Origin of the sequence: Vibrio hepatarius, assembly GCF_001274785.1 — a bacterium.
In the GTDB taxonomy this organism is placed as follows: domain Bacteria; phylum Pseudomonadota; class Gammaproteobacteria; order Enterobacterales; family Vibrionaceae; genus Vibrio; species Vibrio hepatarius.
Genome location: NZ_LHPI01000003.1, coordinates 93,140 through 120,023, shown reverse-complemented (window position 1 = coordinate 120,023; position 26,884 = coordinate 93,140). Strand labels below are relative to the sequence as shown.

Annotated in this window: 25 protein-coding genes; 21 read left to right on the top strand and 4 right to left on the bottom strand. The window is 46.7% G+C overall.

Annotated elements, in window-relative coordinates; translation table 11 throughout:
- Window positions 1-156 precede the first annotated feature (156 nt).
- The 3 genes from AKJ31_RS05875 (at window position 157) to AKJ31_RS05865 (ending at window position 4,428) form a co-directional block, all read left to right on the top strand.
- A complete protein-coding gene (locus tag AKJ31_RS05875) occupies window positions 157-1,497 on the top strand; it encodes an ABC transporter substrate-binding protein (protein WP_053408173.1) in 1,341 nt (446 codons plus the stop codon).
- 87 nt (window positions 1,498-1,584) lie between these two features.
- Window positions 1,585-3,333: an ABC transporter permease gene (locus tag AKJ31_RS05870; protein ID WP_053408172.1), complete on the top strand. Its 1,749-nt coding sequence runs from the start codon at window positions 1,585-1,587 to the stop codon at window positions 3,331-3,333.
- A 15-nt stretch (window positions 3,334-3,348) separates the two neighbouring features.
- Complete coding sequence (locus AKJ31_RS05865; RefSeq protein WP_053408171.1) at window positions 3,349-4,428, top strand: ABC transporter ATP-binding protein; 1,080 nt, start codon at window positions 3,349-3,351, stop codon at window positions 4,426-4,428.
- A 45-nt stretch (window positions 4,429-4,473) separates the two neighbouring features.
- Here AKJ31_RS05865 and AKJ31_RS05860 read toward each other — a convergent pair whose 3' ends face one another.
- Window positions 4,474-6,033 (bottom strand): SulP family inorganic anion transporter, encoded by a 1,560-nt coding sequence (locus tag AKJ31_RS05860; RefSeq protein WP_053408170.1) that lies wholly within the window; start codon window positions 6,031-6,033, stop codon window positions 4,474-4,476.
- Between the two features lie 261 nt (window positions 6,034-6,294).
- Entirely contained in the window at window positions 6,295-9,258 is a 2,964-nt protein-coding gene (rne, locus tag AKJ31_RS05855; RefSeq protein ID WP_053408169.1) for a ribonuclease E, read from the bottom strand.
- 733 nt (window positions 9,259-9,991) lie between these two features.
- On the opposite strand from rne, the gene rluC reads away from it, so the two are divergent.
- Window positions 9,992-10,939, top strand: coding sequence for a 23S rRNA pseudouridine(955/2504/2580) synthase RluC (gene rluC, locus AKJ31_RS05850; RefSeq protein ID WP_053408168.1), 948 nt, complete (start codon window positions 9,992-9,994; stop codon window positions 10,937-10,939).
- Between the two features lie 58 nt (window positions 10,940-10,997).
- On the opposite strand, the gene AKJ31_RS05845 is transcribed toward rluC, so the two are convergent.
- Window positions 10,998-11,579 (bottom strand): Maf family protein, encoded by a 582-nt coding sequence (locus AKJ31_RS05845; RefSeq protein ID WP_053408167.1) that lies wholly within the window; start codon window positions 11,577-11,579, stop codon window positions 10,998-11,000.
- Window positions 11,580-11,726: 147 nt separating this feature from the next.
- Here AKJ31_RS05845 and yceD point away from each other — a divergent pair, with 147 nt between their 5' ends.
- The 15 genes from yceD (at window position 11,727) to AKJ31_RS05770 (ending at window position 24,776) form a co-directional block, all read left to right on the top strand.
- The gene (gene yceD, locus AKJ31_RS05840) at window positions 11,727-12,251 is read left to right on the top strand and encodes a 23S rRNA accumulation protein YceD (protein WP_053408166.1); all 525 of its coding nucleotides are present in this window, start codon (window positions 11,727-11,729) and stop codon (window positions 12,249-12,251) included.
- A 31-nt stretch (window positions 12,252-12,282) separates the two neighbouring features.
- Window positions 12,283-12,453 (top strand): 50S ribosomal protein L32, encoded by a 171-nt coding sequence (gene rpmF / locus AKJ31_RS05835; RefSeq protein WP_014232495.1) that lies wholly within the window; start codon window positions 12,283-12,285, stop codon window positions 12,451-12,453.
- A gap of 9 nt (window positions 12,454-12,462) precedes the next feature.
- Window positions 12,463-13,488, top strand: coding sequence for a phosphate acyltransferase PlsX (plsX, locus tag AKJ31_RS05830; RefSeq protein WP_053408165.1), 1,026 nt, complete (start codon window positions 12,463-12,465; stop codon window positions 13,486-13,488).
- A gap of 5 nt (window positions 13,489-13,493) precedes the next feature.
- Window positions 13,494-14,444, top strand: coding sequence for a beta-ketoacyl-ACP synthase III (locus tag AKJ31_RS05825; RefSeq protein WP_053408164.1), 951 nt, complete (start codon window positions 13,494-13,496; stop codon window positions 14,442-14,444).
- Between the two features lie 74 nt (window positions 14,445-14,518).
- Window positions 14,519-15,442: an ACP S-malonyltransferase gene (gene fabD / locus AKJ31_RS05820; protein ID WP_053408163.1), complete on the top strand. Its 924-nt coding sequence runs from the start codon at window positions 14,519-14,521 to the stop codon at window positions 15,440-15,442.
- Between the two features lie 22 nt (window positions 15,443-15,464).
- Window positions 15,465-16,199, top strand: coding sequence for a 3-oxoacyl-ACP reductase FabG (gene fabG / locus AKJ31_RS05815; RefSeq protein ID WP_053408339.1), 735 nt, complete (start codon window positions 15,465-15,467; stop codon window positions 16,197-16,199).
- Between the two features lie 306 nt (window positions 16,200-16,505).
- A complete protein-coding gene (acpP, locus tag AKJ31_RS05810) occupies window positions 16,506-16,739 on the top strand; it encodes an acyl carrier protein (RefSeq protein WP_004406112.1) in 234 nt (77 codons plus the stop codon).
- An 89-nt stretch (window positions 16,740-16,828) separates the two neighbouring features.
- On the top strand, window positions 16,829-18,073 hold the full coding sequence (gene fabF / locus AKJ31_RS05805; RefSeq protein ID WP_053408162.1) for a beta-ketoacyl-ACP synthase II: 1,245 nt from the start codon (window positions 16,829-16,831) through the stop codon (window positions 18,071-18,073).
- 79 nt (window positions 18,074-18,152) lie between these two features.
- On the top strand, window positions 18,153-18,956 hold the full coding sequence (gene pabC, locus AKJ31_RS05800) for an aminodeoxychorismate lyase (RefSeq protein ID WP_053408161.1): 804 nt from the start codon (window positions 18,153-18,155) through the stop codon (window positions 18,954-18,956).
- Window positions 18,953-19,969, top strand: a complete 1,017-nt coding sequence (gene mltG, locus AKJ31_RS05795; RefSeq protein WP_053408160.1) for an endolytic transglycosylase MltG — start codon at window positions 18,953-18,955, stop codon at window positions 19,967-19,969. Before pabC ends, mltG begins: the two co-directional genes overlap by 4 nt.
- On the top strand, window positions 19,966-20,595 hold the full coding sequence (tmk, locus tag AKJ31_RS05790) for a dTMP kinase (protein WP_053408159.1): 630 nt from the start codon (window positions 19,966-19,968) through the stop codon (window positions 20,593-20,595). The genes mltG and tmk overlap by 4 nt, the downstream gene beginning before the upstream one ends.
- Window positions 20,596-20,597: 2 nt before the next feature.
- Window positions 20,598-21,560: a DNA polymerase III subunit delta' gene (locus AKJ31_RS05785; RefSeq protein ID WP_053408158.1), complete on the top strand. Its 963-nt coding sequence runs from the start codon at window positions 20,598-20,600 to the stop codon at window positions 21,558-21,560.
- On the top strand, window positions 21,551-22,318 hold the full coding sequence (locus AKJ31_RS05780; RefSeq protein WP_053408157.1) for a TatD family hydrolase: 768 nt from the start codon (window positions 21,551-21,553) through the stop codon (window positions 22,316-22,318). The genes AKJ31_RS05785 and AKJ31_RS05780 overlap by 10 nt, the downstream gene beginning before the upstream one ends.
- A 445-nt stretch (window positions 22,319-22,763) precedes the next feature.
- Window positions 22,764-24,194: a PTS glucose transporter subunit IIBC gene (gene ptsG / locus AKJ31_RS05775; protein WP_053408156.1), complete on the top strand. Its 1,431-nt coding sequence runs from the start codon at window positions 22,764-22,766 to the stop codon at window positions 24,192-24,194.
- 171 nt (window positions 24,195-24,365) lie between these two features.
- A complete protein-coding gene (locus AKJ31_RS05770) occupies window positions 24,366-24,776 on the top strand; it encodes a hypothetical protein (RefSeq protein ID WP_053408155.1) in 411 nt (136 codons plus the stop codon).
- Between the two features lie 77 nt (window positions 24,777-24,853).
- On the opposite strand, the gene AKJ31_RS05765 is transcribed toward AKJ31_RS05770, so the two are convergent.
- Entirely contained in the window at window positions 24,854-25,447 is a 594-nt protein-coding gene (locus AKJ31_RS05765) for an outer membrane protein (RefSeq protein ID WP_053408154.1), read from the bottom strand.
- 134 nt (window positions 25,448-25,581) lie between these two features.
- On the opposite strand from AKJ31_RS05765, the gene cydH reads away from it, so the two are divergent.
- Together cydH and AKJ31_RS05760 are read left to right on the top strand one after the other, a co-directional pair.
- Window positions 25,582-25,674 carry a cytochrome bd-I oxidase subunit CydH gene (gene cydH / locus AKJ31_RS22975; protein WP_157052321.1) on the top strand — a complete coding sequence of 31 codons (93 nt, stop codon included), beginning with the start codon at window positions 25,582-25,584 and terminating at the stop codon, window positions 25,672-25,674.
- Window positions 25,675-25,686: 12 nt separating this feature from the next.
- Entirely contained in the window at window positions 25,687-26,835 is a 1,149-nt protein-coding gene (locus tag AKJ31_RS05760) for a patatin-like phospholipase family protein (protein ID WP_053408153.1), read from the top strand.
- Window positions 26,836-26,884: the final 49 nt, after the last annotated feature.

The following is a 26,884-nucleotide window of genomic DNA, read 5'->3' as shown; positions in this document are numbered from 1 at the left end:
ACGTGTTTAGTCTGTATTTGACCTAGTTTGAGAGAAGTGGTTTTCTTAAGTTTTTGAAATATAACAAGTTAACATTTTTATAACATTGGCACGCCGTTTGATTTATCTAGAGGAAGAGTCTGAGCTCTTTACCTCTACAACAATACGGAGTGCAACATGAAACAAGGAAATAAACTACTCTCTCTGACGCTGGCCGTGAGTTTCGCGCTAGGCACTAGCTCTGCGTTTGCAATGTCTGATAAAAATCTGGTTGTAGTAACGTCATTCCCAACCGACGTTACAGATGTCTACAAAACGGCATTTGAGAAAAAGTACCCTGAAGTCAAAGTAGAAATCCTGTCGAAGAAGACCACCGCAGGGATTAAATACCTACAAGAAACGGCTTCGAACAACAAATCTGATATCTTTTGGGCATCAGCACCAGATGCGTTTGAAGTCCTAAAAGATAACCAACTCCTCGCACAATATACCTCGTCAGTGGCGGGCATTCCTGACAAAGTCGGCTCTTTCCCAATCAATGATCCTGACGGCTACTACAAGGGATTTGCACTGTCAGGCTATGGCATCATGTGGAATGAGCGTTACATGAAAGCGAAGAAGCTGCCGATACCAAAAGAGTGGGAAGATCTAGAAAACCCGATTTACCACAAACATATTGGTATGTCGGCACCGTCGCGCTCAGGTACCACGCACCTAACCGTTGAAGCAATTCTGCAAGGTAAAGGTTGGCAAGAAGGTTGGGCGACGCTGAAATCGATCTCAGGTAACTTTAAAACCGTTACAGAGCGTAGCTTTGGTGTGCCAGATGGCGTAAACAGTGGTTCATTTGGTTTGGGTATTGTGATCGACTTCTTCGGTCTATCTTCCAAAGCAACAGGTTTCCCGGTGGACTTCCATTACCCAACCGTGACGGCTCTGGTTCCGGCTAACGTCGGCAAAATCAAAAATGCGCCAAATGACGAAGCCGCGAGCGCGTTTATCGACTTCTTACTCTCTGAGCAAGGGCAAGAGTTGCTGCTCGATAAAAAGATTCAACGTCTTCCTGTAAACCCTGCGGTGTATGCAAGTACGCCTGAAGGCTTCCCGAATCCATTCACGGGTCAAAAACTCGGTACTGTGGACTTTGACCTTGAACTGTCTAAGTCGCGCTACAACGTTGTGAACAGTTTGTTTGATGTGATGATCACCTACCGTTTGGATGAGTTACGAGAAGCCACCAATGCTATCGCCGAAGCTGAGCAAAAAGCGAAACAAGCCAATAACTCAGAAGCATTGGAATTAGTCAGTCAAGCGAAGGCGTTAATCAATCAAATGCCAATCACGGCCGAACAAGCTAGCGATCCTGAGTTTGCGGCGATCTTCACCAAAAAACGTAAGAAAAAGACCGACAGTGTTGGCGCTCGCCAAGCTGAAGTCGAACAAGATTGGGACAACAAAGTCGTGGCAAATTATGAGCAGGCGACTGAGTTAGCAGAAAAAGCGCTCGATATTTTGTAATCCTCCTTCTTCCCCCTTCTTAACGTAGAGTGCCGCGATTTGCGGCGCTCTAGGGGGCTTTTTAACCATGAATAATGGAGAACTCCAATGAGTAGCGTTTCTCTACCTCAATCGAGTAAAACCGCGGGCAAGGAAAATAGCGGCTGGTTAAAGAAAATCAGAGAAGACTGGGGACTTTACCTCAGCGCTGTGATTATCGGTTTGTTCATTCTGATATTCCTGTTCGTCCCTGTGATTAAGGTGATTTTCGTTGCCTTTCAGGACAGCGAAGGCAGTCTATCGTTAGTTAACTTTCAGGACTTCTTTAGTTCGAGTCTGTTCCAAGAATCATTCTTCAACTCGTTTTACGTCGCTTTTATGTCAGTGATCGTTGCGTCGATTATCGCTATGCCACTGGCGTATTTCACCAGCCGTTTTCAGTTTAAAGGGACGGTGCTTATCCAAACGCTGGGTATCGTGCCGTTGATCATGCCACCGTTTATCGGCGCGGTTGCGATGCAGTTATTGTTTGGTGAGAACGGCACCATGAACCTGCTGCTCGATGAGTATTTCGGCTTCACTATTCCGATTATGGAAGGGTTGAACGGGGTCATCTTCGTTCAGAGTGTCCACTATTTCCCGTTTATCCTGATCAACTTATCTGCAGCGCTGCAAAACATCGACCGTTCGATGGAAGAGTCTGCGCAGTCATTGGGTTCATCGGGCATCAAACTGTTCCGCAAGATTGTACTGCCGTTAGCAATGCCGGGTTATGTTGCGGGCGCTTCGTTGGTGTTCGTTAAAGTGTTTGATGACTTGGGTACACCATTACTGCTCAACGTTAACAACATGCTTGCACCACAAGCCTACCTACGTATTTCGTCTGTCGGTATTTCTGACCCGATGGGCTACGTTATTTCGGTCATCTTAGTCGCATTCTCTGTGTTCGCGTTGTGGGTATCATTCCTTGCTTTGCGAGGTAAAGATTACTCGACGACACAAAAAGGTGGTGGTGGTCTTTCCAAACGTGAACTGCGACCAGCTGAAATGGTGGGTTGCTACGCGGTTATCGCTCTGATCTTACTGCTGGTTCTAGCGCCGCACTTCGCGTTGCTACTGTTGTCGTTTGGTACTATCTGGTCTTTCAGTCCACTGCCGGATGCTTACACCCTAGAACACTACTCGACGGCGATTACTCAAGCATCTGATTTTATTACCAATACGTTATTGTATGCGGGTCTGGCAGGCATTATTGATGTAGTGCTGGGTACTGCGATTGCTTACCTCGTGTGGCGAACCAAAATGGTTGGTCGCAAATGGCTGGACTTTGGCGCTATGGCGGCGTTGGCGGTGCCTGGCGTGGTATTGGGTATCGGCTATCTACGTACATTCTACGACGTTGATTTACCGTTCGTTGGATCTTCCATGGCAACGTGGTGGGGCATCATCGTGATTGCACTTGCGGTAAGGCGTCTTCCTTACGCACTGCGCTCGTGCGTCGCGGCGCTGCAGCAAGTGAGCCCATCACTTGAAGAAGCATCAGAGAATTTAGGTGCAACGCGTGCGACCACGATTCGAAAAATCGTCGTGCCATTAATGGCAGCCGGGATTCTCGCAGGTTTTGTTACCGCGTTTGCCACCGCAGCGGTTGAGCTGTCGGCGACCATCATGCTGGTATCACAAGAATCAGACGCGCCATTGGCGTACGGCTTGTACCTGTTTATGCAGAGTGCAGCAGGGCGAGGTCCTGGTGCCGCATTGGGCGTTATCGCGGTTCTTATTGTCGGGCTTGCGACTTATGTTTCTCACACAATTGTTGAACGTACGCGTCAGGCGCACGGCCTGAAAAGTCAGTAACAGAAGGATTTGAAAATGAGTTTAGTAAATACAGAGCAAGTAGGCATCTCAATTGAGAATTTAACTCTGTCTTTTGGCGACACCGAAGTGTTAAAGGGCGTGAACCTCGATATCAAACCCGGTGAGTTCTTTGCCTTTCTAGGACCTTCGGGGTCGGGCAAATCGACTTTGCTTCGCGCCATTGCAGGTTTTGGCCCCACACCACAGGGTAGGATTCTGCTTGGCAAAGAAGACGTTATTTCACAGCCGCCTTGGAAGCGCAATGTCGGTATGGTGTTCCAGAGCTACGCGTTGTGGCCACATATGACTGTAAGACAAAACGTCGCCTACGGTTTAGAAGAGCGCAAAGTAGCAAAACCAGAGATTAAACGCCGAGTTGATGACGCACTCAATCTGGTGGGGTTGCATCATCTGGCGGATCGTAGGCCGTCGCAGTTATCAGGTGGTCAGCAACAGCGTGTCGCGATTGCGCGTACCGTGGTGGTTGAACCGCGAGTACTGCTTCTCGATGAACCGCTGTCTAATTTGGATGCGAACTTACGAGAGCAGATGCGTCGAGATTTACTCGAACTGCAACGACAACTTGGACTTACGACGATTTTCGTTACCCACGACCAAGAGGAAGCGAATACCATCTCTGATCGTATTGCGGTATTGGATCAAGGGGTTATCCAACAAGTCGGTGCGCCGATGGAATTGTATGACAACCCATCGAACAAGTTTGTCGCGGATTTCTTAGGTACGGCGAACGTACTGAACGGCCACGTTGAAAAAACACCGTATGGCAGTCACTTTGTTTCTGATAATGGCATCCATTTCCCGTATGCAGCAAAAGAGCAACAAGACTTGTCGCTTATCTTCCGTCCGCAAAGTCTGGGCATTTGTCACGGCGCAGCAGAGGAGGGGACGATACAGCTAGAAGGTAAAGTGATGCACCGAGAATTTTTAGGTCATTTGGTGCGCTACGGTATCGATGTAGGTGGCGAGATGCTAATGGTGGATGACCCACATTTGCGGGGAGCACAACACTATGCAAACGGTTCGACGATTCGTGTTGCACTAAAGCCAGACGAAATCGTCGCATTAAGCCAATAACAAAAAAAGGGCTTCCATTTGGAAGCCCTTTTCTTCAATCAAAGATTAACCAGCCAGTACGTCAGTTGCAACTTTGTAGCTTGGGTCTTCTTTGACGTTGATTTCAACTAAGCTGCCCGCTTTGTGTAGCAGTGCGCGACAGTCTTGGCTCAAGTGGCGTAAATGCAGAGTTTTACCTTGAGCGGCGTAGCGCTCGGCGAGAGTTTCGATCGCTTCAATTGCAGAGTGATCGGTTACGCGCGAATCGGCGAAGTCGACAATAACGTCTGCTGGATCATTTTGAGCATCAAAAATCTCTAGGAAGTTTGCCACCGAACCAAAGAATACTGGGCCGTGGATTCTGTATTCTTTTGAACCTTCTTCATTGATACGCGTATCTGCATAGATGTGCTTCGCGTGTTGCCATGCGAACATCAATGCCGATGCGATAACACCAACAAATACTGCAATAGCAAGGTCAGTCATAACCGTTACTACGGTTACCAATACGATTACAAAGAAGTCTTGCTTTGGTACGCGGCGCGCCAGTTTGAATGTTGCCCATTCGAAGGTGCCGATAACAACCATAAACATCACACCAACCAGTGCTGCTAGTGGAATCATCTCAATTAGCGCTGAAGCAAATAGGATGAACATCAGTAGCATTACTGCTGCAACGATACCTGACAAACGGCCACGGCCGCCTGAGTTTACGTTGATCATCGATTGACCGATCATCGCACAACCACCCATAGCGCCAAATACCGAACAAGTCATGTTCGCCATGCCTTGACCGATACATTCGCGGTTAGACTGACCACGAGTGTTAGTCATCTCGTCTAGAACCGTCAGCGTTAGTAGTGACTCAATCAAGCCGATTGCCGCAAGAATGATCGCGTAAGGCAGAATGATTTGCAGTGTCTCTAGTGATAGCGGTACTGCTGGAATAGAGAACGTTGGCAGTGAGCCAGCAAGCGTTGCCGCTTCATCGCCAGACATAGTACGCAAGAAGTCGACAACCGTGCGTGTTTCAAGGTCTAGACCCACAACCAGTGCAGTGACAGTCACAATCGCAACCAGTGATGATGGCACTGCGGTAGTGAACTTAGGTAAAAAGTGGATGATTGCCATTGTCAGAGCAACAAGACCTAGCATCAGCATCATTTGGTCTTGAGGTAGCCAAGTAAGCATGCCATTGATGTCAGGGGCTTTAAACTGTCCTAGCTGAGCAAGGAAGATAACGATCGCTAGACCGTTTACAAAGCCGATCATTACTGGGTGTGGCACGATGCGAATGAATTTACCCAGTTTGAATATGCCCGCTGCAATCTGCAAGATACCCGCCAGCATGATTGCTGCGAATAGGTATTGAACGCCGTGGCTCGCAACCAGCGATACCATAACAACAGCCATAGCGCCTGTTGCACCAGAAATCATGCCTGGGCGACCGCCGAAAATAGAAGTGACAAGACCAACAATGAAAGCCGCGTATAGGCCAACCATAGGGTCGACGCCAGCGACGAAGGCGAATGCTACCGCTTCAGGAACCAATGCGAGTGCAACGGTTAGACCTGAAAGCACATCATTTTTTACAGAGTGCTTAGAAAATTGTGGAAATTCAAACATGCTTGCTCAGTTTTGCTAAGTATTTAAATGTATTCTGAAAAACGGCCCTGAAATTCCATGAGCAAAAATGCGATATAAAAGAGCGGATAAAACAAAGCGTTTGTTTCAGATCGAGTCGGCGAATGCTACCGAAAAGTGTGATTAAGTTCAAGAATGAACCAAATATTGACCAATATTTGTGATAAATGAATGAAGCACAAATATTTCGCCAATAAAAAAGCAGCCCCTAACAAGAGGGGCTGCTTTCATTTTCTGCTTAGATTAGAAACCTTGAGGCTTCGTCATTGCAGCGCCAGCTTGGCTCTTCGCGACTTGGCTACCTGCACCTTTCGGCTGGTAACGTTCTTCGCGGAATGGAGCGGCGACGACAGTGATTTCTTTCATCTCTGCTGAACCTGATGCCTTGGTCATCGGTGCTGAAGCTTGGCCTTTGAATTCTGGCTTCGCTGCTTCAACCACGGTTTCCTCAACTTGTTCAACAACAGCTTCAACCGCTGCTAGTTCTTCAACTGGTGTTGCTTCAGTAACGATCTCTTCAGCAGCTTCCACTACCTCTGCGGTTTCAACAGTTTCAACAGGTGCAACCACTGGTGCTTCGACTGTTTCAGTAGGTTGTTGTGCTACTTCAACTGCAGGCGTTGTCACTTCAGTTTCTACCGCTTCAACCACTGGCTGTTCGCGGCGAATGATCACTTTACCCATCGCCATCTCAGGGCAAGCGAAACCACCAAATGCAACTTTAGTTTCTGTTTGTTCAACAGCTGCTTGTTCTGCTTTAGGTTTCGACTTAGGCGCTGGTTTAGTAATACCGTAACTTGGCATCACTTTACCCATCGCCATCTCTGGAGAGGCTACACCACCTTTACGTAGGCGGAATGGGTTAGGGCGACGGTCACGACCACGGCGACGACGTTGACCACTTGCACGTAGGTGACGAGGAGAACGACGGTTACGACGTTGCTTCGATTGTTCACCTTCTTGTGCTTCTGTATCAACGTTTTGCTCTGTCGATTCTGCAACGGCTTCTGCTTTAGCTTCTTTCGCAACTTCTTGCGCTTCCGCTTGAGCTTGTTGGTCTTTAACGCGAACTTGCTTCGTCAGCTTACGACGTTGACGACGCTCTTTCACTTTCGCTGCTTTCTCTTCAGCACGGTTTGGTTTTTCCGTCTGTTGCGCGTCAGCTGCTAGTTTTAGACCTTCTTCCGCGACCTTACTTGCTTTCGCATCGTCACGTTTGTTGCGACGCTCTTGCTTAGGCTTACGGTTTTGTTGTTTACGCTCGTTCGTTTGCTTGTTGTCAGTCGCAGCTTCGTCACGATCACGTTGTTGAGGTTTACGCTTGTTATCGCGCTTCTCATCACGGTTCTCGTTGCGGTTATCGCGAGAGTTACGACGACGTTGGTCGTTACGGTTGCGACGGTTGCGGTTGTTGCGTTGGCCTTCTTTCTTCTCTGGCTTATTCTGTTTCTCTTCTTCTTTAGAAGAATCAGAGCTAGAGCCAAATAGGAAGCTACCTAGTGCTTTAAACAAACGGCTTACCAGACCTGGCTGAGATTCAGTGGTTTCAACTTTCTTCTCAACTTTTGGTGCTGGTTTTGGTGTTGGAGCAGACTGCGCAGGAGCGGCAAAACCTTTTAGCGCTGGTTCTTCCAGTTTCTTAGGTTTCGCTTCAGCTTCAGGCGCTTCACGACCTTCCGCCTCTTTCATTGCTTCCAGTTTCTTAGGTAACAAGTAAGAGAGTAGGTCGAACTCTTCACCTTCGCGCACACGAATAACGTCGAAGTGAGGAGTTTCCATATCTGAATTAGGTACAACCGTGATCTTCACTTCTTGAATACGTTCAATGTGGTTCACAGAGCGACGTTTTTCGTTCAGAAGGTAAGATGCGATTGGCACCGGCACTACCGCAAGTACTTGTGCAGTGTTGTCTTTCAGCGCTTCTTCTTCAATCAGACGAAGTACAGAAAGCGCAAGAGATTCGTTGTCACGAACCACACCAGTACCTGTACAGCGAGGACAAATATGGTGGCTTGCTTCAGCCAATGAAGGGCTTAGGCGCTGACGAGACATCTCTAATAGACCAAAGCGAGAGATACGACCAATCTGTACGCGAGCACGGTCCATACGGACAGCATCACGCAGACGGTTTTCAACTTCACGCTGGTGGCGTACTGGTGTCATATCGATAAAGTCGATAACCACTAGGCCACCTAGGTCACGCAGGCGTAATTGACGTGCAATTTCATCTGCTGCTTCTAAGTTGGTATTTAGTGCTGTTTCTTCGATATCGCCGCCCTTTGTTGCACGAGCAGAGTTGATATCGATAGACGTTAGCGCCTCAGTTGGGTCGATAACGATTGAACCACCTGAAGGTAGACGAACTTCGCGTTGGAACGCAGATTCGATCTGGCTTTCAATTTGGTAGTGGCTGAACAGCGGTACTTCGCCTTCGTACTTCTTCACTCGGTTAACGAAATCAGGGCGTACTAGGCGAATGTGGTCAAGAGCGCGTTCATAGATTGTGTTGCTATCGATAAGAATTTCGCCGATATCACGACGCAAATAATCACGAATTGCACGTACAATTACGTTACTTTCTTGGTGAATTAGGAATGGTGCTGGGTTGGCATCAGATGCCTGTTTGATAGCACCCCAGTGGTTTAGGAGTACGTTTAAATCCCACTCAAGTTCTTCTGCGCTCTTACCAACGCCAGCTGTACGAACAATCAGACCCATGCCTTGTGGCAGTTCTAAAGTGCTCAGTGCAGCTTTAAGTTGAGTACGCTCGTCACCTTCGATTCGGCGAGAAATACCGCCAGCACGAGGGTTATTAGGCATAAGAACAAGATAACTACCTGCAAGAGAGATAAAAGTCGTTAAAGCAGCGCCTTTGCTGCCACGTTCTTCTTTCTCTACTTGTACGATGACTTCTTGACCTTCAGTTAGCACTTCTTTAATGCTTGGACGGCCTTGATAAGTGTAACCTTCAGGGAAGTATTCGCGGGCAATTTCTTTGAGGGGAAGGAAACCGTGTCGTTCTGCACCGTAGTCAACGAAGGCTGCTTCCAGACTTGGTTCGATGCGAGTGATACGTCCTTTGTAGATATTTGCTTTTTTAGATTCATGACCAGGGCTTTCGATATCCAAATCGTACAAGCGCTGACCATCAACCAAAGCAACACGCAACTCTTCTTTTTGAGTTGCGTTGATTAACATTCTTTTCATTGATAAATCTCGTTGTCATTCTGTGTTTTTGCTTGTTGCCGCTGGTTACTTTCACGGTGCCTGATCCCATGGCTTATTTCGGTGCAGCCTCCCGGCTGGAGGGATGCTCTTTGGGCACGTCAGCCTTACAAGCTGTTTTAGGCTTGTAAGCCGCAATGATGGCGGAAAATACTCAACATGAAAGTTAATGCCAATGTCATCGACGAGTTGTTCAGTCTTGCTAGTTAAAGTTATCGATTGCGGCGTAATGAATCATGCAATTAGAGTAACTAGTTAGCTGCAATTTACGCTGTGTGGTCGATAATTTTACTGCGCAATTGATTGATCATCAGATCAATGGCATTCGCATCATGAGTAGGGCAACAAGATTGCTAAGTTCGAAAATGTCTTACGCCGTGTGCTGCATTTTGGTAAATTAGCGGGCTACTCATTAATTTGCTCTAAATTGATTGGCTTTGTTTAAAATGCAACCAAATCAAATATTGCAGGTGAGAACTATAGCAGTACCCAATAAAGTCAGCAATCTGCTTTATTATAAAACGCTAAAAAATCCAATTTTATTTTTGTTAAGTGACTGTATTTTAAGTGTTTAGAAAAGCTTTATTTCGAATTAGTAAATGAGTTGATTGAATTTTGTTCGTAGTTGAACAGAAACTCACTCTTAAAGATAAAATTGCCAGCTTGTTGCGTAGAAAATGTGATTCTACGCAAGGTTGAATGTTAGAATGGCGACATGAGCGAAATTAGAACAAAAGTCCAGTTTGTTGATATCGATGACGATATGGCTGGCCAGCGAATTGATAATTTTCTGCGTAACCAATTGAAAAGCATCCCTAAAAGCATGGTGTATCGTATCTTGCGTAAAGGGGAAGTGCGTGTAAATAAGAAGCGCGTGAAAGCCGAATACAAACTTCAGGCGGGTGACTTAGTCCGTATCCCTCCGGTTACAATCGAGGAGAAAGCAGAAGAAGTCGCGCCAAGCACTAAGTTAAATAAAGTGGCAGAACTGGAAGATAAAATCATCTACGAAGATGATCACGTCTTGATCCTGAATAAGCCATCAGGAACTGCTGTACACGGTGGTAGTGGTTTGAAGTTCGGTGCGATTGAAGCTTTGCGTGCGTTGCGTCCACAAGCGCGCTTCCTAGAGTTGGTGCACCGCATTGACCGCGATACATCGGGTATCTTGCTCGTCGCTAAGAAGCGCTCGGCACTGCGTCACCTGCAAGCTCAATTTCGTGAGAAAACGGTTAAGAAGTTTTACTTCGCGTTAGTGATGGGGCAGTGGAAGAGCAGTTGCAAAGTGGTGAATGCGCCGCTGTTGAAAAATGAAGTAAACAGCATTGTGCGTGTTAATCCGCAGGGTAAGCCGTCGGAAACCCGCTTTAAGATAATTGAGAAGTTTGCTGAAGCGACCTTAGTTCAGGCGAGCCCGATTACTGGTCGAACTCACCAAATTCGCGTACACACTCAATACACTGGCCACCCGATCGCTTGGGATGACCGCTATGGCGACAGACGTTTTGACGCCTATACGGGTAAGTTAGGCCTCGATCGACTGTTCCTTCATGCGGCTAACATCAAGTTTATCCACCCAGCGACAGACGAGTGGATGGAAATTAATGCGCCGATGGAAGCCAAACTTGAAAAGACCTTAGCTGGGCTGAGAAAGCAAGGTTAAAGCTAGGTTAGGGCAACGACCTACAAAAACGCCGCGACACTATCGCGGCGTTTTATTTTTAAAGCACGTGCATCCCTTGCTTTTCGAGCATATCGACAAGGTCAATCAGTGGTAAGCCGACCAAGGTGTTGGGATCTTTTCCTTCAAGCCTTTCAAACAGCGCAATGCCTAAACCTTCACTTTTGAAACTGCCTGCGCAGTAATAGGGCTGCTCTTTATCTACATAGCGTTCAATCTGCTGTTGGCTGAGTGAGCGGAAGTGAACCGAAAAGGTATCCACTTTGACATCAGTTTCGCCAGTTTCTGTGTTGTGTAGCGCGAGTCCGGTGTAAAACTGAATCGATTTGCTGCTTTGTGAGCTGAGTTGTTTGATTGCGTTTTGCTTGTTGAGCGGTTTGCCGATGATTTCACCGTCAATCACGCAAACTTGGTCACTACCAATCACCAAACTTGGTTTATCGGTTGGGCAAGACTCCGCTTTGCCTTTCGCTAGGCGTTCAACCAATGCGAGAGGTGTTTCGTGCTCTAAAGGTGTTTCATCGCATTGCGGCGACAAAGTGATAAAGGGAAGTGCTAGTTTATTGAGCAGCTGCTTACGATAAGGCGAGGTAGACGCTAAAACTAGTTGGTAATTTGGCATTTTTATTTACAATCAAAGGTCGATTGGCATTAGCTTAATCGATCTGGTGGTGGAGTGCCTACCTCTCTCAGTGGTAAGGAAAAAAAGTACAACTTTTTGTCCTTTTCCTTTGACTCTAAACAATTTGGAAGATAGAATTCGCGCCCTATGCAAAAGGTAAAAATACCGCGAACGGTTGATCCGGCAAGAGCGGCTCAAAAGCGACTTGATTTTGATGGTATCATTCAAGTTAGTCTTTTTAAGCGCTTAGAGGAATCGGTCGAAGGCGTTAAACGCGACGCTCAAGTGTCATTGTCATTTGGGTTGGATGAACAGCGACTCGTTGTTATCTCTGGTAAAGCTAACATCGAAGTTGATTTAGAGTGTCAACGCTGTAACGAGGTTTTCACACATGAGTGTGAAGTCGAATTCACTTATACGCCATATTACAGCGAAAAAAGTGAAGAAGACGCACCGGAAGAGTACGATTTGGTAGATCCGAACGAGTACGGTGAAATCGACCTAGTACAGTTGGTTGAAGACGAGTTCATTCTAAACTTGCCTCAAATTGCGATGCATGATGAAGCGGACTGTAGCGTTAATTCAGATAATATGGTGTTTGGCGAACTTCCCGAAGAAGTTGTGGAAGAGAAACCGAATCCATTCGACGTTTTAAAAAGCTTAAAGAAGTAATTCTTTAAGGATTAACACAGGAGTAGGGTCCATGGCCGTACAGAAAAACCGTAAAACACGTTCTAAGCGTGGTATGCGTCGTTCACACGATGCCCTAACTACAGCTGCACTTTCTGTTGACGCAACTTCAGGTGAAACTCACCTACGTCACAACGTGACTGCTGAAGGTTACTACCGCGGCAAGAAGGTTATCAACAAGTAAGGTTGACCTTTGCAAAATATAACCGTTGCACTTGATGCAATGGGCGGGGATTTCGGTCCTCGCGTTACAGTGCCTGCCGCCGTGCAGGCACTGTCGCATTTCCCAGAGCTAAAAGTGGTCCTATTAGGTGATCAAACTGCGATCACAACTCAATTATCTATCCTTGGTTGTAAGCCAGATACTCGCTTGAGTATTGAACACTGTGACCGAGTGATCTCCAACTCAGAAAAACCTTCTCTCGCATTAAGAAACAGTAACGGCACATCTATGGGCTCAGCGATTGATGCTGTAGCACAGGGCAAAGCAGACGCTTGTGTCAGTGGCGGTAATACCGGTGCATTGATGGCGCTATCTCGTTTTCGTCTTAAGCTCCTACCGGGGATTGAAAGACCAGCACTGATATCAGCACTGCCGACGATTTCAGGAAATAAGACTTGGATGCTTGATTTGGGCGCGAATGTGTCCAGTGATGCTGACTCGTTATTCCAGTTTGCTGTGATGGGGAGTGCGCTTGCAGAACAATACTTGCAACGCCCGCCTAGAGTCGCGATTCTCAATATTGGCGCGGAAGAAATAAAAGGCAATGATCTTGTCAAGCGCTGCGCAGAAATGCTTTCTAGCACCCAATCTGTTAACTTTGTCGGCTATATTGAAGGTAATCAGTTATTACACGATGCCGCAGATGTTGTAGTCTGTGATGGGTTTGTGGGTAATGTGTGCTTAAAAGCCTGTGAAGGTACAGCCCAGCTTTTCATAGATAAGCTGAAATCAAGCATGATCTCCTCATCTATAAAGGGTTGGATTGCAAGAAAATTATTTTCTGGGCTATTTAATGAGCTAAAAACATTGAACCCCGACCAGTATAACGGCGCAAGTTTGCTAGGATTGCGCGGCATTGTCATAAAAAGCCACGGAAGCGCTGACGTAGAAGCGGTTACCAACGCGATTGGTGAAGCTCTGCACGAGGTCAAACGACAAGTACCAAGCCGTATTAGCGATCGTTTGGAAGCGGTTTTACTCGAGAGGCACTATTAGTCTTCATGTATAGCAAAATTTTAGGTACTGGCAGCTACCTGCCATCTCAGGTGCGTACTAACGCAGATCTAGAGAAAATGGTAGATACAAGTGATGAGTGGATCGTAACTCGCACAGGTATTAAAGAACGTCGCATTGCTGCTGAGAATGAAACCGTTGCAGATATGGGGTATATCGCAGCTAAAAACGCTATTGAAATGGCGGGTATTGATAAGAACGATATCGATCTGATCATTGTGGCAACGACCAGCGGTAGCCATACGTTCCCTTCATCTGCGTGTCAGGTGCAAGCTAAGCTTGAGATCAAAGGCTGCCCAGCATTTGATTTGGCGGCGGCTTGTTCTGGCTTTGTCTACGCTCTTTCAGTAGCAGACCAGCACATCAAATCGGGCATGTGTAAAAACGTGCTTGTGATTGGCGCTGATGCATTGTCAAAAACATGTGACCCAACGGACCGTTCGACTATCATTCTATTTGGTGATGGCGCGGGTGCGGTTGTCGTAGGCGCAAGCGAAGAGCCTGGTATTTTATCGACTCACATCTATTCAGATGGCCGTTTCGGTGAGCTATTAAGCCTAGAAGTGCCTGAGCGCGGTAAAGATGCCGACAAATGGCTTCACATGGCAGGAAACGAAGTATTCAAGGTCGCGGTAACGCAATTGTCGAAGCTAGTTAAAGATACGCTAGCAGCAAACGACATGCACAAATCTGAACTCGATTGGTTAGTTCCGCATCAAGCAAACTACCGCATTATTTCAGCGACGGCGAAAAAACTGTCGATGTCTCTTGATCAAGTGGTGATAACGCTGGATAGGCACGGTAACACGTCGGCAGCGACGGTACCGACGGCACTTGATGAAGCGGTACGTGACGGCCGTATTAAACGCGGTCAGAATCTTCTGCTGGAAGCATTCGGTGGTGGTTTCACTTGGGGTTCTGCACTAGTTAAGTTCTAAACCCAACAGAATTTTAAAATTAAGGTGCCTTTTGAGGCATCTTTTCTTTCTTACTTTGGTTAAAGGAAAAGTATATGAGCAAGTTTGCTATCGTATTTCCAGGTCAAGGTTCTCAAGCTGTAGGCATGCTTGCTGAGCTTGGCGAACAGTATGAAGTCGTTAAACAAACTTTCGCGGAAGCGTCTGACGCACTAGGTTACGATCTTTGGGCATTGGTTCAAGATGGCCCTGCTGAAGATCTAAACCAAACATTCCGCACTCAACCAGCTCTGCTTGCATCTTCTGTTGCTATTTGGCGTGTATGGCAAGAGCTAGGTCTAGAACAACCAGCAAACCTAGCAGGTCACAGCCTAGGTGAGTACTCAGCACTTGTATGTGCTGGCGTTATCGACTTCAAAGAAGCGATCAAACTGGTAGAACTACGTGGTCGACTAATGCAAGAAGCAGTACCAGCAGGTACAGGCGCAATGTACGCAATCATCGGTCTTGACGATGACGCGATCGCAAAAGCGTGTGAAGAAGCTGCGCAGGGTGATGTGGTTTCTCCAGTCAACTTCAACTCGCCAGGCCAAGTGGTTATCGCGGGTAGCAAAGATGCAGTAGAGCGTGCGGGTGCACTATGTAAAGAAGCGGGCGCGAAACGTGCTCTGCCATTGCCTGTTTCTGTACCGTCTCACTGCGCACTAATGAAGCCAGCTGCAGACAAGCTTGCTATTGCACTTGAAGAGATTCAATTCAATGCACCTCAGCTGCCTGTTATCAACAACGTAGACGTTGCTGCTGAAACAGACCCAGCAAAAATTAAAGATGCGCTAGTACGTCAACTATACAGCCCAGTTCGTTGGACTGAGAGCGTTCAGCTAATGAGCGAGCAAGGCGTTGAGAAACTACTAGAGCTTGGTCCAGGTAAAGTATTAACTGGCCTAACTAAACGTATTGTGAAGACACTAAGTGGCGCGGCAGTGAACGACATCGCTTCACTAGACGCTGCTAAGTAAACTTTAAGGAACAACAATCATGATGAATCTAGAAGGCAAAATTGCCCTAGTAACTGGCGCAAGCCGCGGCATCGGTCGTGCTATCGCTGAGCTTCTTGTTGAGCGTGGCGCGACAGTAATCGGTACTGCGACATCAGAAGGCGGCGCTGCTGCAATCAGTGAGTACCTAGGCGAAAACGGTAAAGGCCTAGCACTGAACGTAACAGACGTTGAGTCAATTGAAGCGACGCTAAAAACCATCAACGATGAGTTTGGTGCTATCGATATCCTAGTGAACAACGCAGGTATCACGCGCGATAACCTTCTAATGCGTATGAAAGATGATGAGTGGAACGACATCATCAACACGAACCTGACACCTATTTACCGCATGTCTAAAGCAGTATTGCGTGGCATGATGAAAAAACGTGCAGGTCGTATCATTAACGTTGGTTCAGTTGTTGGTACTATGGGTAACGCTGGTCAAGCAAACTACGCAGCAGCAAAAGCGGGTGTTATTGGTTTTACTAAATCAATGGCGCGTGAAGTGGCTTCTCGTGGTGTAACGGTTAACACAGTAGCGCCAGGTTTCATCGAAACTGACATGACTAAAGCGCTAAATGACGACCAACGTGCGGCAACATTGGCAAACGTTCCAGCAGGTCGTCTTGGTGACCCACGTGAAATTGCATCGGCTGTTGTATTCCTAGCTTCACCAGAAGCGGCATACATTACAGGCGAAACTTTGCATGTAAATGGTGGTATGTACATGGTGTAATTGGCTTATTAGGCAGAATTGGTGCAATTTTTCGTGAAGGTGCGCCCAAATATCTGCATAATTGGTCAATTCACTTATAATGTCATCAATCTTGTTAGGGATTGTCACTAAAATGTCCTATATTTGGTGATAAATGACATTAACTTGCGCAACATTTGTGCATGATATAGGTCAAAAATGTATTGAATTTCGGTTAAATTCGCTAAAATTGTGGTTTGACCAGCAAGGAGCCCCTTGCAACTTTCAATAGTTCGAATAAACTACGGAATCATCGCATTAGGCGAAATCTGTAAAGGAAAAGAAAAAATGAGCAACATCGAAGAACGCGTAAAGAAAATCATTGTTGAACAGCTAGGTGTAGACGAAGCTGAAGTTAAAAACGAAGCTTCATTCGTTGATGATCTAGGTGCTGATTCTCTAGACACTGTTGAACTAGTAATGGCTCTAGAAGAAGAATTCGACACTGAGATCCCAGACGAAGAAGCTGAGAAGATCACTACTGTTCAAGCTGCTATCGACTACGTGAACAGCGCTCAGTAATATCTCCCCCAGGCGGCCTTCTGGCCGCCTGAGTTTTTTAAACTCTTCTATCCTCTCATAGAATCATTTCAATCCCGGAGAATAAAATCGTGTCCAAGCGTCGTGTTGTTGTCACTGGCATGGGTATGTTGTCACCGGTAGGCAACACTGTAGAATCATCTTGGAAAGCCCTGCTAGAAGGTCAAAGTGGTATTGTAAATATTGACCATTTCGATACTGAAAACTTCTCTACTCGTTTCGCAGGTCTTGTAAAAGACTTTGATTGCACTGAGTACATGTCGAAAAAAGATGCTCGTAAAATGGATCTATTTATCCAATACGGCATTGCAGCAGGTATTCAAGCTTTAGATGACTCTGGCTTACAAATTACCGAAGAAAACGCCCCTCGTGTTGGCGTAGCGATTGGCTCAGGTATCGGCGGTTTAGATCTTATTGAAACAGGCCACACTGCGCTTGTTGATAAAGGCCCTCGTAAAGTTAGCCCATTCTTCGTACCGTCAACCATCGTAAACATGGTTGCAGGTAACTTATCTATTATGCGTGGTCTTCGCGGTCCAAACATCGCGATCTCGACGGCGTGTACGACAGGTCTTCATAACATTGGTCACGCAGCTCGTATGATCGCATACGGCGATGCGGACGCAATGGTTGCCGGTGGTTCTGAAAAAGCATCTACTCCACTGGGTATGGCTGGCTTCGGTGCAGCAAAAGCACTTTCAACTCGCAACGATGAGCCACAAAAAGCATCTCGTCCATGGGACAAAGACCGTGACGGTTTTGTTCTAGGTGACGGTGCAGGCATCATGGTTCTTGAAGAGTACGAGCATGCAAAAGCTCGTGGCGCTAAGATCTATGCTGAGCTAGTTGGCTTCGGCATGTCTGGTGACGCTTACCACATGACTTCGCCAAGCGAAGATGGTTCAGGTGGCGCACTAGCGATGGAAGCGGCGATGCGTGATGCAGGCATTACTGGTACTCAAGTGGGTTACGTAAACGCTCACGGTACTTCTACACCAGCGGGTGACGTAGCTGAGATTAAAGGCGTACGTCGTGCTCTAGGTGAAGAAGGCGCGAAACAAGTGAAAGTATCTTCAACCAAATCTATGACCGGTCACCTACTAGGTGCAGCAGGTTCTGTTGAAGCTATCATCACTGTAATGTCTCTTGTTGACCAAATCGTTCCACCAACGATCAACTTAGACAACCGTGACGAAGGTCTTGATGACATCGACCTTGTACCGCACACCGCTAAGAAAGTTGATATGGAGTACGCAATCTGTAACTCATTTGGCTTTGGTGGTACAAACGGCTCGCTAGTATTTAAAAAGATCTAAAGAGTCCAGCTACGAAATATGTTAAAACGGCTTAATGCTCCGGCATTAAGCCGTTTTGTTATCTAAAGTGGAAATAAAAGTGTATTGGCTAAATGGACAATTAACCGACTCTGTCTCTCTGAGCGATCGCTCGTTTCAATACGGCGATGGTTGCTTCACTACCATGTTGACCATCGACGGCAAAATAGTGCATTGGGACAAACATATTCAGCGGATGGAAAGTTGTCTGAATGTGTTAGGAATCGAGATCCCAAATTGGCACACCGTTGAAGCTTGGTTGACTCAAGCTATACGCTCGAAAGGCAAAGCGGGTGTTAAGCTACATATCAGTCGAGGAGAGGGGGGCAGAGGATATAGTCCTACTCAAGTGACCTCACCAAATGTTACTATTAGCGCCTTTCAATTTCCGTCTCATTATGAACAATGGTGCCGTGACGGTATCGAACTCGGCATCTGCGAGCCTCGACTGGGTCTGAACCCGTTACTCGCAGGCCATAAGCATAACAATCGTTTAGAGCAAGTGCTGCTGAAAGCGGATATTGAACGTCAGGGCTTTAGCGACGGTGTCGCTCTTGACTGCCAAGACCATGTGGTTGAAACCACGATGGCGAATATCTTTTGGCTTCGCGATGGCGTTTTGTACACCCCTGAGTTGAGTCATGCGGGAGTGGCCGGTGTGATGCGCCGCGTCATTATGTCTTACGCCGCAGAACATTCATGGCAAGTGGTGGAAGGGCAGTTTACGCTCGAACAGTTACTCAATGCCGATGAAGTGTTCATCTCAAATTCAATACTTGGGGTCGCCCCGATTATTGCGATCGGCGAGCAGCGCTTTTCGATAGGAAAACTAACAAGAACAATTCAGGAGACTGTACTCTCGTGATTAAAAAGATCACCTTTTTCTTAGCCTTGGTCGCACTGATCGCTGCGGCAGGTTATATCTACATTACCAAGCAAGTCGAACAGTACATCACCCAGCCTTTGCAAATCGAGCAAGAGCAAATCTTTACTATCAAGCCTGGTACCAGTTTTTCTCGCGTACTCGCGGATCTGACAGAAGAGCAATACATTGCCCAAAGCGATATTGCCAAACTGGTTAGACGCTTACATCCAGAGCTGACTCAGCTCAAAGCAGGCACTTACTTATTAGAACCGGGTCTGAACCTGACTCAAGCACTGGAAGTGTTCAAGCAAGGTAAAGAGCACCAGTTCTCGATTACCTTTGTGGAAGGTTCTACATTTAAAGAATGGCGCGAAGCGTTAGTGAATGCCTCTCATCTAGAGCACGAGATTAGCGGACTGAGTGAAGCTGAGATCGCCAAGTTGCTGGGTATTGAGCATGAGAAGCTGGAAGGCCTTTTGCTGGCAGAGACCTATCATTACACCTTTGGTACCTCGGATCTGGATATCCTAAAGCGTGCCGCGCAAAAGCTTCAGCAGGTACTCGACCAACAATGGCAAACCCGCCAAGACAAGTTACCGCTGAAGACACCCTACGAAGCGTTGATTCTGGCATCGATAATTGAAAAAGAAACCGCTGTCGAAGAAGAGCGCGAGCGAGTTGCATCGGTGTTTGTCAATCGCCTGAACAAGCGTATGCGCTTGCAAACTGACCCGACGGTGATTTATGGCATGGGTGACAAGTACGACGGCAATATCCGTAAGAAAGACTTACGTACCCCAACGCCTTACAATACCTATGTGATTTCTGGCTTACCGCCAACCCCGATTGCGATGCCGGGTGAAGCATCGATCGCAGCTGCCCTAAACCCAGAAGCTAGCAACTACTTGTATTTTGTTGCCAGTGGTAAAGGGGGGCACGTGTTCTCAAAAACATTGAATGAGCACAATCGCGCGGTAAGAGCCTATTTAAAACAATTAAGAAGTAACCAATGAAACAAGCTAAATTCATCGTTATAGAAGGTCTGGAAGGGGCCGGTAAAAGTACGGCTATCAACGCTGTGTTAGAAACCCTTAAGCAAGCGGGCATCGAGAATATTCGTAATACTCGCGAGCCGGGTGGTACAGCGTTAGCGGAAAAGCTACGAGAGTTAGTGAAGCAAGAACACGAAGGCGAAGAGCTGCAAGATATGACCGAGCTGCTGCTGATGTACGCAGCGCGTGTTCAATTGGTTGAAAATGTTATCAAACCGGCACTAAACAGCGGTACTTGGGTGGTTGGAGATCGCCACGATATGTCATCTCAGGCTTATCAAGGCGGTGGTCGTCAAATCGCTAGAGAGACGATGCAAGCGCTGAAACAAACTACGTTGGGCGATTTTAAACCGGACTTGACGCTGTACTTGGACATCGACCCAAGAGTTGGGTTGGAGCGCGCACGTGGGCGCGGTGAGTTAGATCGTATCGAGAAGATGGACATGGGCTTCTTTGACCGTACCCGTGAACGTTACCTAGAATTAGCAAATCAGGACGACAGCGTGCTTATCATTAATGCTGAACAAGCGATTGAGCAAGTGGCGTCTGATATCAAAACTGCTTTAGAGTCTTGGTTGGAAGCGTAATTATGGCTCAGCTTTATCCTTGGTTAGACGAGTTATGGCAAGAGTGGCGAGACAGCTTAGACGCTGGGCGCTTCTCTAACTCGGCGATTCTGACTGCCGACTATGGTTTAGGGCATGAGCAGTTGGTAGACGCATTCAGTCGAGCGGTGATGTGTAGCAACTACGCCAGCGAAGCCTGTGGTTTCTGTCACAGCTGTCAGCTGATGAATTCTGGTAGTCATCCCGACTACCACATTGTCGAACCGGAGAAAGAAGGCAAATCGATCACCGTAGAACAAATTCGCCACTGTAATCGCCAAGCGCAAGAGTCATCTCAACTGGCTGGTGTGCGTCTATTTGTGATTCAACCTGCGGAAGCGATGAATGAATCTGCCGCCAACGCATTGTTAAAAACACTTGAAGAGCCGTCTTCGAACTGTATGTTCTTGTTGGTGACTCATCGTCCTAGTTTGCTTCTGCCAACCATTACCAGCCGTTGTCAGCAATGGACCTTAGCCGCACCTAATTCAGCAACCATCAGCGAGTGGATTGCACAGCAGGATTCAGTCTCTGTGCCACCTTACGCCGCGCATATTAACAACAACTCGCCACTAAAAACGCTCGCATTTGCCAAAGAGGGCGAAGCGGACACGTATCAAGCGATAGAGCAACAGTTGCTGCAAGCCGTAGTTGGTCAAGGTGATGTGATGAAGCTCGCCAAAGAGCTATCGGCAAAACCAGCCGAGCGCTTAGCTTGGTTATGGTATTTGTTGTCCGATGCGCAGAAAGTGCATTTTGGTGTTGATGCGCCATTCTTTACACCGGGTGCAGCAAAATTAGCGGCGGTGGTGAGCTATACCAAGTTGTACGAGCAGGCCGAAGCACTTGGCTCGTTGATAGAGCAACTGCGTGAGCACACCGGATTGAACAGCGAACTGCTTATTTTAGATTGGTTATTTAAGTTTAACGAGGAAACATGTTTGTAGATTCTCACTGCCATTTGGACAAACTGGATTATCAAGAGTTACATAATGGGATTGAAGACGTTATCGCTAAAGCAAAAGCGGTCAACGTCACTGAAATGCTGTCTGTTGGTGTGACTTTAGACTCTTTTCCTTCCATGCTTGAGATGATTGAGCCTTATGAGAACATCTACGCTTCTTGTGGGGTTCACCCATTGGATGTAGAGAGCGATTTTTCTCTTGAGAAGCTACACCAATACGCCGCTAACCCTCGAGTCGTCGCGATCGGTGAGACTGGCCTCGATTACCATTACCAACCTGAAACGGCGGAACTGCAAAAGCTGCGCTTTGAGCAGCAAGTTGATTTGGCGGTGAATCTAAACAAGCCTTTGATTATCCATACCCGTAACGCGAGACAAGATACGTTGGATATCTTAAAGCAGGGCGGGGCAGATAAGTGTGGTGGCGTGATCCACTGCTTTACCGAAGACTTACCTTTTGCCGAAGCGGCAATGGAGCTGGGTTTTTATATCTCGATCTCAGGGATTGTCACCTTCCGTCAAGCGACAGAATTAAAAGAAGTGGTTAAGGCATTGCCGCTAGAGAGATTGTTAATCGAAACCGATTCACCATACTTGGCACCAGTGCCACACCGCGGCAAACAGAACCAACCTGCTTACGTGGTAGAGGTCGCATCCTATATTGCTCAGCTTAAAGGGGTTTCTTTAGGTGAGGTCGGCATACAAACCACTCAAAACTTCCGAAATCTTTTTTTGAGATAGAAACTAAACATTGGATGTAAAAGGAGCGAAAGCTCCTTTTTTCATGTCTCAATTTTGGATGTAAACGATTTCTTAGTCTTGTTTACCAAAAATGTTGTAAACGAGAGGATAATATCGTCAAAATGTAATTTTGTTACACAAAATAACAATCGACTTTATTTTATTTACTCCTAAAAATTAATGCGGTTGAAATATTTATGTAATAAAAACAGTGTGTTAATGTGTTTGTAAAGCATTTCATCAATAGGCTTTTACTGTGATCTATCTACTAGTTTGAAATTTAATTCCGTAAGTCTCTAGTAACACTGTTCAGCATCAATATATATTTAGAGCCGGAAAATATAATGACATATGTGGTTACATTTTTGCTGGGTGCTAACATTTAGGCTACGGGGGTGTGCCGTTAGAACCCAATAATTCTAATAAACTTTTCAGGAGCATAAACATGTTTAAGAACGCTTTTGCTAACCTGCAGAAAGTAGGTAAGGCACTGATGCTTCCAGTATCGGTCCTACCTGTTGCAGGTATCTTGCTTGGTGTCGGTGCCGCTAACTTCAGTTGGCTACCGGAAATCGTCTCGAATCTGATGGAACAAGCGGGTGGTTCTGTATTCGGCCAAATGGCACTTCTATTTGCAGTAGGTGTTGCCCTTGGTTTTACTAACAATGATGGTGTATCAGGTCTATCAGCTATCGTTGGTTACGGCATCATGGTTGCTACGCTAAAAGTAATGGCGACAGCAATGGGTGCAGACAAAATCGATACTGGTGTACTAGGTGGTATCTTAGCGGGTGGTGTGGCAGCTTGGTCATTCAACCGTTTCTACAAGATTCAGCTACCAGATTACCTTGGCTTCTTCGCTGGTAAGCGTGCAGTGCCAATCATCACTGGTTTCCTATCTATTATCCTTGGTGTTGTATTGTCATTCATTTGGCCACCAGTGGGTGATCTAATCCGTTCTTTCTCTGACTGGGCTGCACATCAAAACCCAGTAGCAGCATTCGGTATCTACGGTGTTGTTGAACGTTCACTGATCCCATTCGGTCTACACCACATTTGGAACGTACCATTCTTCTACGAAGCGGGTACTTGTGTAAACGGTAATGGTGAAACTGTACACGGCATCATGACTTGTTTCCTAACTGCTGACGACGCTTCTCGCGCAGCGGGTAACGGTTTCGGTCAGCTAGCTGGTGGTTACCTATTCAAGATGTTCGGTCTACCAGCAGCAGCATTTGCAATCGCGCATTGTGCTAAACCTGAAAACCGCGCGAAAGTAATGGGTATCATGGCTTCTGCAGCTCTGACTTCATTCCTAACAGGTATCACAGAGCCAATCGAATTCTCATTCCTATTTATTGCTCCTGTACTTTACGCAATCCACGCGGTACTTGCAGGTCTAGCTTACGTACTAACTAACGCTCTAGGCGTTGTACACGGCCACACGTTCTCAAACGGTTTCATTGACTTCGTAGTTCAATCACCACGTGCAGAGAACATGCTACTTCTAGTTGGTCTTGGTATCGCTTACGCTGTACTTTACTACGTAGTATTCACTTTCGTTATCCGCACTATGAACCTAAAAACTCCAGGTCGTGAAGACGAGAGCTCAGACGAAAGTGTTGCAGAAGGCAGCGAAATGGCGGGCGAACTCGTTGCGGCATTCGGTGGCAAAGCTAACATCACTAACCTAGATGCTTGTATCACTCGTCTACGTGTATCAGTAGCAGATACTGAAGTAGTTGACCAAGACAAGCTTAAGAAACTAGGTGCGGCAGGCGTAGTTGTAGTATCAGGTGGTGTTCAAGCTATCTTTGGTACTAAGTCTGACAACCTTAAGACAGAAATGGATGAGTGGATTCGTAACCACGGCTAATCTCATTCATTCCCCACGATAACAAAAGGAGGCCAAGCGCCTCCTTTTTGTTTATTCAGCTTTGTGGTTTCATTTTATGTTGTTCAAACGTTAACCTTGTTCTGACATCCTATTCTTACAAGTGCTGATAATTTTATGAATCTTAAATATGCATTGTCTTAGGAGATTAAGATGAAGAAAATCATCGTGCCTACCGCTGTTTGTTCCCTGTTTGCCCTTAGTTCGTTTTCCTCTTTTGCTGAACAAGGACTGTCTGCGGGTATGGCTTGGGACCAAGGATTAAGTGCAGTGCTTGAGATCGATGATCAGTACCGTTTCACTGCGGGTAACGATGGCGCTGCGTTTGATTACATTTTCGCACGAGGTCAATTTAACGCTGACACGCCGTTTACTTGGTATGTCGGCGCGGGCGCTTGGAGTGAATGGGACCACGATGAATTTGGTGCTCGTATTCCTCTCGGTGTCGATTGGGAATTTAGTCAAGGCTGGAATATGTACGGTCAAGTTCACCCAGAGCTCGATTTATACTCGGGCCCAGAACTGCAAATCGGCGCGGCGTTTGGCGTAACTTATTCGTTTTAAAGCAATGTCGTTTTAAGTCAACGCTCGTACCGCACAAGGTATACTAATAAGGCAGCGCAGTGACGCTGCCTTATTTTTTAGAATCTCCATGTCACACCCGCGTTGGCAGAGAACTGATTCATCCAGGATGTTTTAAATTGAATGATACAGCCGTCGCTGTGAGTGGTCGGCAGGTTGCATACGCCGCGTGTGTCGTTATCAACGGCGGTGCCCAACCAGCGCAACTGAGTGTTGAGTGACAAAGAATCACTAAGGCGATATTCAACGCCACCCATGATCGAAGCAGAAAATCCCCATTCGTCGTCAACCCAGTCGGCGTCTATGTAAGAGCCGCCAATACCGACACCAAGATAAGACGATGCTCTTTCACTAAAAGGGAACGCTAAGCTGCTTTGAAAGTGTAGGTAATGGATGTCCAAGTCCGAATCGATGGTTTCCACATCGCTAGACTGACGAGCGTAGAAAAAGCCAACTCGGCCGTTGTCTACGGTGGTTTCAATACTGAGTGCCACGTTCGCGGCGGCTTCTAAATCAAACTCTTCACCTTCTTGGTTTTCGACGCTTCCGCCAACGGTATAACCGAACCATGGTGTGACAAAAACTTGTGCGGATACCGATAAACTCAAACCACAAAAGGTAAGCGCAATAGCAGCTTTACTGAGGTATTTCATCGTCCATTTCCCTAAACAAAAAGTAAACCTACTAATTGTGATGCTAACGCCATAATTACGCAGAAAAAAAAGGCATAGTTTGAACATATTTCACAGTGGTGTTATTACTTTGTTACATATTTTAGGAGGTATCTATGGAACGCGATCTAAAATTTGCTCTTACCGTTACCGGCATCATTTTCACTGTGCTGATTGGTTATGGCTTAATTGCAATCACTTCCGCCTAAGGAATTCTGCAAATGACTAATAGCGGTGTCGTTTCCAATACTGCTGTCCAGTTAGATGTCCATAGGTTTAAAAAGTACACTGGTGGTAAAAATGCGTTAGTCGCTCAAGGTGGGGGACAAAGAGGTATTTTTACTGCCGGAGTGCTAGATGCATTCATCCTTTCAAACTTCGATCCATTCAATGCCTTTTATGGCACATCGGCGGGCGCACTAAATCTGAGTGCGTTTCTTTGTCGTCAGCGGGGGATTGGTAAGTCATTCATCCTCGATTTGACCACTGACCCGACGTTTTTCAATCTGTTCAGTTACATTCGACGCAGGCAATTCCTCGGCTTAGATTGGGCACTGGATCAAATCAGTGACTTCCCATACAAGCTGGATATCGATTTAGGCCGTCAGGTGCTTGGCAATCGTGAAGCATACGCGGCGGTCACGGATACGCGACGCCTTATCGACATTTACCTGCCTATGCTGCGAGACGACTGGAAGAAAGTCCTAATCGCCACTTGTGCGATTCCTCGGCTTTATCACCAGGCGGTAGAATTCGATCACGGAACTTACGTCGATGGCGGCGTCTCTGCGTCAATTCCCGTGCAGGAAGCGTGGCGGAAAGAGGCGCGTTGTATTGTGGTGATTCGTACCGAAGGGGACGACTTAGCTGCAGAACCCGAGATTATTCCACAAGAAACCCGCGTTGAGTGGTTTAGGGATTCGTTTAATTCACTGCAAGAGCAGTGGCAGTTTAAAATGGCGCAGTGGAAAACTGACTGGGGCGCATTTTTGAATGAAAAAGTCGCTCAGGCTAGGCTACAAAAAGCTGAACAAGGCCATTTTGAATCGCTTAATGGTGGGCGTTGGCTGTTTGGTGCGGATGAAATATACCGTTTAAGCCACTTGCTTGGAGACAAGTTCGACTCAGGGCTCGCGGACATGTTGATGGTGCATTACCAAACCTATGCGTTGACGCAGGATTTCTTGCATTCTCCACCTGATGATTGCTTCATTGTGCAGATCAAACCGGACAAGCCATTGCAGTCCAGCTCGTTGATGAGCAGTAAAGAGGACTTGCTGCATGATTACCAAGTTGGGCTAGATGCGGGCTATCGATTTATCGATATGTACGCGACCAATGTGCAGAAACCTCTCAATCTCGCCAAATAAAAAGGGAGCGTTAGCTCCCTTAATCTTTTCTGATGTAGCTACTCTTTTG

Bases quoted from the DNA above. Each gene is read 5' to 3' on its own strand.
- rpmF (WP_014232495.1), top strand. From the start codon at position 12,283: ATGGCCGTACAGAAAAACCGTAAAACACGTTCTAAGCGTGGTATGCGT.
- rluC (WP_053408168.1), top strand. From the start codon at position 9,992: ATGAGCGAAATTAGAACAAAAGTCCAGTTTGTTGATATCGATGACGAT.
- yceD (WP_053408166.1), top strand. From the start codon at position 11,727: ATGCAAAAGGTAAAAATACCGCGAACGGTTGATCCGGCAAGAGCGGCT.
- rne (WP_053408169.1), bottom strand. From the start codon at position 9,258: ATGAAAAGAATGTTAATCAACGCAACTCAAAAAGAAGAGTTGCGTGTT.
- ptsG (WP_053408156.1), top strand. From the start codon at position 22,764: ATGTTTAAGAACGCTTTTGCTAACCTGCAGAAAGTAGGTAAGGCACTG.
- cydH (WP_157052321.1), top strand. From the start codon at position 25,582: ATGGAACGCGATCTAAAATTTGCTCTTACCGTTACCGGCATCATTTTC.
- AKJ31_RS05770 (WP_053408155.1), top strand. From the start codon at position 24,366: ATGAAGAAAATCATCGTGCCTACCGCTGTTTGTTCCCTGTTTGCCCTT.
- acpP (WP_004406112.1), top strand. From the start codon at position 16,506: ATGAGCAACATCGAAGAACGCGTAAAGAAAATCATTGTTGAACAGCTA.
- AKJ31_RS05865 (WP_053408171.1), top strand. From the start codon at position 3,349: ATGAGTTTAGTAAATACAGAGCAAGTAGGCATCTCAATTGAGAATTTA.
- fabD (WP_053408163.1), top strand. From the start codon at position 14,519: ATGAGCAAGTTTGCTATCGTATTTCCAGGTCAAGGTTCTCAAGCTGTA.
- fabG (WP_053408339.1), top strand. From the start codon at position 15,465: ATGAATCTAGAAGGCAAAATTGCCCTAGTAACTGGCGCAAGCCGCGGC.
- AKJ31_RS05870 (WP_053408172.1), top strand. From the start codon at position 1,585: ATGAGTAGCGTTTCTCTACCTCAATCGAGTAAAACCGCGGGCAAGGAA.
- AKJ31_RS05860 (WP_053408170.1), bottom strand. From the start codon at position 6,033: ATGTTTGAATTTCCACAATTTTCTAAGCACTCTGTAAAAAATGATGTG.
- AKJ31_RS05845 (WP_053408167.1), bottom strand. From the start codon at position 11,579: ATGCCAAATTACCAACTAGTTTTAGCGTCTACCTCGCCTTATCGTAAG.
- AKJ31_RS05785 (WP_053408158.1), top strand. From the start codon at position 20,598: ATGGCTCAGCTTTATCCTTGGTTAGACGAGTTATGGCAAGAGTGGCGA.
- tmk (WP_053408159.1), top strand. From the start codon at position 19,966: ATGAAACAAGCTAAATTCATCGTTATAGAAGGTCTGGAAGGGGCCGGT.
- AKJ31_RS05825 (WP_053408164.1), top strand. From the start codon at position 13,494: ATGTATAGCAAAATTTTAGGTACTGGCAGCTACCTGCCATCTCAGGTG.
- AKJ31_RS05875 (WP_053408173.1), top strand. From the start codon at position 157: ATGAAACAAGGAAATAAACTACTCTCTCTGACGCTGGCCGTGAGTTTC.
- AKJ31_RS05765 (WP_053408154.1), bottom strand. From the start codon at position 25,447: ATGAAATACCTCAGTAAAGCTGCTATTGCGCTTACCTTTTGTGGTTTG.
- AKJ31_RS05760 (WP_053408153.1), top strand. From the start codon at position 25,687: ATGACTAATAGCGGTGTCGTTTCCAATACTGCTGTCCAGTTAGATGTC.
- AKJ31_RS05780 (WP_053408157.1), top strand. From the start codon at position 21,551: ATGTTTGTAGATTCTCACTGCCATTTGGACAAACTGGATTATCAAGAG.